The organism is Methanosaeta sp. UBA458 (assembly GCF_002496085.1).
GTDB classification, from domain to species: domain Archaea; phylum Halobacteriota; class Methanosarcinia; order Methanotrichales; family Methanotrichaceae; genus Methanothrix; species Methanothrix soehngenii.
In genome coordinates, this window is sequence record NZ_DAIK01000109.1 from 10,272 (window position 1) to 16,031 (window position 5,760).

Annotated in this window: 6 protein-coding genes; all 6 read right to left on the bottom strand. The window is 54.6% G+C overall.

Annotated elements, in window-relative coordinates; all coding sequences use genetic code 11:
• Positions 1-372: 372 nt before the first annotated feature.
• Entirely contained in the window at positions 373-1,704 is a 1,332-nt protein-coding gene (locus BP822_RS07625) for an amidohydrolase family protein (protein ID WP_048132375.1), read from the bottom strand.
• Between the two features lie 33 nt (positions 1,705-1,737).
• The gene (locus BP822_RS07630; protein ID WP_286858141.1) at positions 1,738-2,820 is read right to left on the bottom strand and encodes a hypothetical protein; all 1,083 of its coding nucleotides are present in this window, start codon (positions 2,818-2,820) and stop codon (positions 1,738-1,740) included.
• 4 nt (positions 2,821-2,824) lie between these two features.
• Complete coding sequence (locus tag BP822_RS07635) at positions 2,825-3,454, bottom strand: TetR/AcrR family transcriptional regulator (protein WP_273278377.1); 630 nt, start codon at positions 3,452-3,454, stop codon at positions 2,825-2,827.
• A 268-nt stretch (positions 3,455-3,722) separates the two neighbouring features.
• Positions 3,723-4,457 (bottom strand): carboxymuconolactone decarboxylase family protein, encoded by a 735-nt coding sequence (locus BP822_RS07640; protein ID WP_273271151.1) that lies wholly within the window; start codon positions 4,455-4,457, stop codon positions 3,723-3,725.
• A gap of 82 nt (positions 4,458-4,539) precedes the next feature.
• Entirely contained in the window at positions 4,540-5,358 is an 819-nt protein-coding gene (locus tag BP822_RS07645; RefSeq protein WP_273271152.1) for a nitroreductase family protein, read from the bottom strand.
• Positions 5,359-5,380: 22 nt separating this feature from the next.
• Positions 5,381-5,760 (bottom strand): flavin reductase family protein (locus BP822_RS07650; protein WP_286878081.1); only part of this gene is annotated, 380 nt, incomplete at its 5' end.

The following is a 5,760-nucleotide window of genomic DNA, read 5'->3' on the forward strand; positions in this document are numbered from 1 at the left end:
GGTATCGGATTGGTATCGGCTTTGAGTTCTTCTGATACTATTTTTATCTCTAATTCAAAATCATTTGCATCCAATGGAGATTACCTTTGCAGATATCGATGATATCTTTTCTGAGGCTCTTCGCTGAAATATGTGGGGGAAGTCAAGAAGAGAATATGGCCTCTGTTCCTCTGTTTCTCTTTGGTTGGGTCAGAGCATAGCGTTTCACCACAGAGGCAAAAAGATACAGAGAATTAGCGATTCAGGTTCACCCATTCAAAATAGCGAGGAACCTTTTCTGATTTGGAACGATTGCCCCAGCCTAACGATGAAAAAAACGGTAGAGGACACCCTAAAAGGACCATACGCAATCGAGCTTTCTTGGAGAGATATTCACTGCCCTCTGCTTTGGCAGTCAACCACCCTTCGCCCGTCCCGGAAAAGCATGACCACATTTTGAGCATCCTTAATGTCCTGGAGCGGGTCGCCATCCACTACCAGCAGGTCTGCAGCGCGCCCGGGTTCAATAGCTCCGATGCTATCCGTTCTCAGTGCCCGGGCGGCCTCAATGGTCGCAGCTCTCAGGGCCTCCTGTGGGGTGAGTCCACAATCCACCAGCAGCTCCAGCTCGCGGTGAACGCCGGCGCCGAAGGGAACGCCGTTTATGGGCGCGTCGCTTCCCACAACGATCCAACCTCCTGCAGCATAAAGCTCTCCCACTCGCAGTCTGAGCTGCGAAGAGATCTGTGGAGGAAGTACCGCGTCTGTGACTGACAGCGTCGGCGTAATTGGCACGTTTTGTTCCACCAGTCTGTCCAGGACATCCTCTGGCCAGCCATCAAGAACAGCCCTCGCTTCGACATGCTCCAATCCGTCAACCCCGGCGGCGAGAACGTCCTCCAGGTCTTCGAGGGTGCCCCAATGGGCGGTGACGGCAAGGCCTTGCTCGTGCGCCTCAGTCACAATAGCATCAAGGACTTCGGGGGCTATTGGTTCAAGGTCGCGCCCAGGCCCGCCTCGCTCCTGAACCACCTTGATGAGGTCTGCTCGATCTTCGCCGCTGGCGAGCTCCTTCACTGCTCTGCGGGCTTCTTCCGTGGTGCTTGGAAGTCGCACTGAGTCAGATGCCGGATCAACTCCAAAGGTAGCCACTGGATGGCCGCCCGGCGTCGTGAATATGGGGCCGGCAGCAAACAGGCGCGGCCCTTCCAGGGAACCGTCTCGAAGATGCCGGCGAAGCTCCATGATCCAGCCATGCTCGTTCCCCAGGTCCCGGACGGTGGTGACGCCGTTCTCCAGAAATGCACGCCGCGTATCGGGGTAGAAGCGCACCCAGTCGAAGACCAGCTTTGGCATCTCCAGGATGCCCGGCTCTTCATTGGCTTTATAAGTCTGCGGTCCCAGATGCACATGCATATCGATAAGGCCCGGCATCAGGGTGTAGCTGGTCAGGTCGAGAACTTTTGCTCCAGGTGGGATGTCGATTTTGCCCTCTTCTCCGACCTCAATTATCGTGCCATCTTTAATGAGGACCTCAGCCCTATTGATCGGTTCTAAGTCTTCTCCTTCCAGCACAGTCGCATTGGTCAGGGCAAGGTATCCCTCCTGTGCCGCTCCGGCTGTGTAAAGCGTTGCATTATAGCAGATAAAACAGCCTGCAACAAGGATCGCGACTACTGCAAATGCATCCAGCAAGATGCGCTTCAAGTGAAAGGATTCGCTCATTTGCTTTTCCCCCAAGACGTTTTGAATTTTCTGCTATACCCAAGCTTCATATCTCTTTTTTTCTGCTCTTATCTTCCATGCCGCCAATAGAAGCAGCATAACCACGCCAAGTAAGAAGACTGTTCTCTGAACCAGCTCGTCATAAAACATCGCCTCATCAAATGGCACTAAGAGGAAGGCAATCCATGCTCTGGTCAGGAGAGCTCCCCCAGCCAAAGAGAGTGTATGGGAGGCGCTCCAATCTCTGCTCTGCGACCATCGCCATGTCAGGGCAGCCAGCAGGCCTACTGTGAGGATGTTAATTATGAAGCCTGGCCAGTCGATCATGAACATCGAAGGGATGCCAAGCATTTCGCATCCTGTTTCTATGATGTTCGGCAGGCTCAAGAGCATAAAGGCAGCAGTTCCAACCACCCATGGTTTGGGCAGCCGTATGGCGGCAAAGGGCCGCTCTTCTAATCTGACGGAAAACGCCAGGGCGATCAAGGCCATAACGACGATGGCCGTTCCAGCCATCTGAAGAGCAGATGGGAAAAACTGGTCATCTATAGCTATCCCCCAGCAGAGGATTGAGGACGCCAGGATATACAGGAGCGATATAATAGCTAACCCGAGGTTGCCCAACCACGGCACCGTCCTGCTCCTGGGAACAAAGGTCTCAATTATTGCGATGGGCGCGCTTATGCTCCAGATCACATGCCCCAAAACGAAATACAGTGCATCCAGATAGCTGATGCCTAGTGCCGGGATATATGTGGGATTTGGCATGTCATGCCATAATTCTGTGATCTGAAAGGATGGATCGAACAGGCTGTGGTCGATCAAGCCCGCCATGAAGATTCCGAAAGCAAGTGAGAGCAGAATTATCGTCGGCCAGCCACGGCCTGTGCGGCGAGCGCTCTCTCGGATGATGATGGCTGCGCCACCATAAGTCGGCGCTAAGAGCAATAAACCCACCAGCATCTCGGTGAAGGTCTCAGACGAATAGCCGATGAGATACTCCGCGGTCAGAGGCGCCAAGAAGAATAGCCCGAGCACAGGTGCGATGCTATTCCAGAAGCCCAATCCCCTTTGAGGCTTTCTCAATCCAACTGTTTGAGATATCGTACGATCCATAGTCTTACCTCTGATCCGCTTTGGTTGCCCGATCAAATATCTCGAAGATCTCGGCACAGTAGGTCTCCAGGCCGACTATGGCGATGAGGTACTGATCTGCCAGATACTCGCCAATGGCCCCCTGGATAGCGCTGGCCATGGCATGGATATCGAACTCGCGGAACTCGCCGCTGGCCTGGCCTTCGGTAAGGAGCTGTTCAAGCGCATATACAACCGGGTCCTCCCCATCATCGGACAGCTTATAATAGGGAACGTTGTCGAGCGTCCTGGCATTGAAAACGATCTCGATCAGGGCGACGTTATGTTTGGAATGCGTTCCCTGGTATGCAAGCCTTGCCTCGATGAATATGCGCAGCTTCTCCCGCGCTGTACTTCCTTCTTTCAATCGCTCTGTTACATACGCGTTAGCCTCAGAGAGCAGTGTCGTCAAAGTCTGGTTTATCAGGTCGTTTTTATCGCTGAAATGGTATGAGATCAGGGGCGTGCTGATTCCAGCTCTCTTGGCTATTTGCGCAAGGCTGGCGTTTACATAGCCGATCTCATCGAGAGTGGCAATCGTGGCCTCGATTATCTGCTCTCGCCTCGCCTCAGCAATGAACGATTGCCTTTCGTCTGCTTCTTTATCGTTTGTCATCTCTTCTCCCTTTGGGATCGGCCCAAACGCTCTCGTTCAAGCGCCCATGCCTTTTTGACTGTATGCTCAATTTTTTGATCATGCGATCAAAAATCCGTTTCAGCATTCATATATAAATAGATTGTCCACAAGTCAAATTTCCGGGGAAGAATCCTGCTGGAGAAATCCTCCCCCAATGTTGCCCGGATCCAATTCCCTAAACTCTGTTGCCGTTTCGCGCTGTTTCGGGCTTCCCGTTGCAGAGGATTTTACGGCTCCTCGCTAATCTTCATTCATTTTCCTTCATTGAGGCGGCGACCTCATGGGTGGCGAGGATGCCGTTCAAGGCGGCTGGAAAGCCGGCATAGATTGAGATGAGCAGCATTATCTCGACGATCTCCGCCTCGGAGAGGCCTGCCCTGAACCCGCCGCCAATATGAAACCGGAGCTGCGATGGGGCCGTCCCTTTTGCCGCAAGCGCTGCAATGGTCGCGACCTGTCGGTCCCGCAGGGAGAGGAGACCCCGTGCATAGATATCGCCATACCCGAATGCAATGACGTATTTTGCGATGTCCGGGTTGATCGGGTCGTATGTCTCCTTAAGGATGCGTTCCTGTTCAGGCGCAATCATGGCAAGCAGATTCTTCCCTCTTTCATACCTCCCTTCGGATCCGGCGTGAAGGGAATCCGTCGGGAGCGCTTGGCCGGTCTCCTGCAGGACCTCGACAAGCGTCTTCATGGCGTTCAGTGTTGCCGGGAACCCAGCGTACCCGCACATCTGAATGATGACCTCGCGGATCTCCTCCGGTGTGCAGCCGACATGAAGTGCGGCATGGGTGTGGACCTTCAGCTGAGGCGCTGCAGTGCCCATGGCTGTCAGGGCGGCAACCACCGCGAGTTCTCGGGTCCTGTTGTCGAGTCCGTCACGAGCATAAATCTCGCCGAACGAGTATTCGATGAGGTACCGGGCAAGGTCGGGGCAGATCCTGTTGATGGTCTCTTCGACCTGGATTCCGGCTTCCATCGATCTGGAGCAGTTTTCTCCTTCCAATCTCTGCGTAGTCTTTCATTGTTCCTCCCTTTCAGGCAAATCCATCATGCCAGCCCTACAGCCACGCAACCACGAGTGGCTTGCGGCGCGGAATCCCGTAGATCTCGTGCTGCGGGTGGCCGAATATCATCGCATAGGCGCTTCTCCGCCCGGCGGGGATACTTAGGTCTTTTTGCAGCGGCTTGTACGATGATGCCGCCATCGCAACAAAGCCGGCCCAGCAGGTACCAATCCCGTGTGCCGGCGCCGCGAGATCGAAGTGGGTGAGCGCAATGATGGCATCGGTCTGGGCCACTGGATATTCTTCCGGTATGGTGGCTACGAGCAGGTGCGGGGCGCCCCGACAGATAACATCGCTGCCGCTCTCCCATCCCCTAATGAGCGCCGGGACGTAGCCGCTCATGGGATGGTTTGAGCCGGCGAGCGTTCTCATCCATTCGATGGTCATGGCAGCGATCTTCTTCACCCTCTCCTGATCGTGGACAACGATCCATTCCACTGGCTGTCTGTTTCCCGCGGATGCGGCATACCGGGCGATATCGAGGAGTTCGAGGATCTTTTTCTTTGGCACCGGATCCTTCGTATAGTGCCGGACAGAGCGCCGCTTCCTCAGGTAGTATCCCATATTATCAGGTGCAATATCCCCCGCTCCCGCTGGCAGGCGCATCTTTTCGTCCGGGCGATCTTCCAGGATTAGCGCCTGCGACGGGCAGTGGGCTTCACAATGCCTGCATTGGATGCAAATGCCAGCTTTGGTGTCATTCGTTTTCGGCAGTGAGTTCTCATCGGCAGGCTCAATGATACCCATTATGCAGACCGTGGAGCAGATCCCGCAACGAGTGCAGAGATCTTGGTCGACCAGTATGGTTGTCATGTAAATCGCTCTTGCTATGATGTCATCGCCGTATCAGCTTCTTTCCGGCGCTCCACGCGTCACCGGCATGCTTCCCAAGCGTCCAGTAGCGGTTGTCGGGCATGGTCAGGAAGAGCGGGTCGATCCCCGGGAAATCAGGCTTTCCGTCTTTGATTACCCTGCCATCTGCATATGCACCGACTATCTCGCCGATGTAGAGGCTGTTGGTTGGGAGGGGCACGATCTGGACGAGCCGGCACTCAAGCGAGACCGGGCATTCCCGGATCATCGGGGCGGTCTTCAGCGAGCCGTAGAAGATCTCGAAGGTCTCCGATTTGTCGACCTTTTCTCCAGACACAAGCCCGCAGTAATCGGTCTTATCCAGAAGCTCCGATGATGGGATGTTCACTGAGAAGGTCTTTG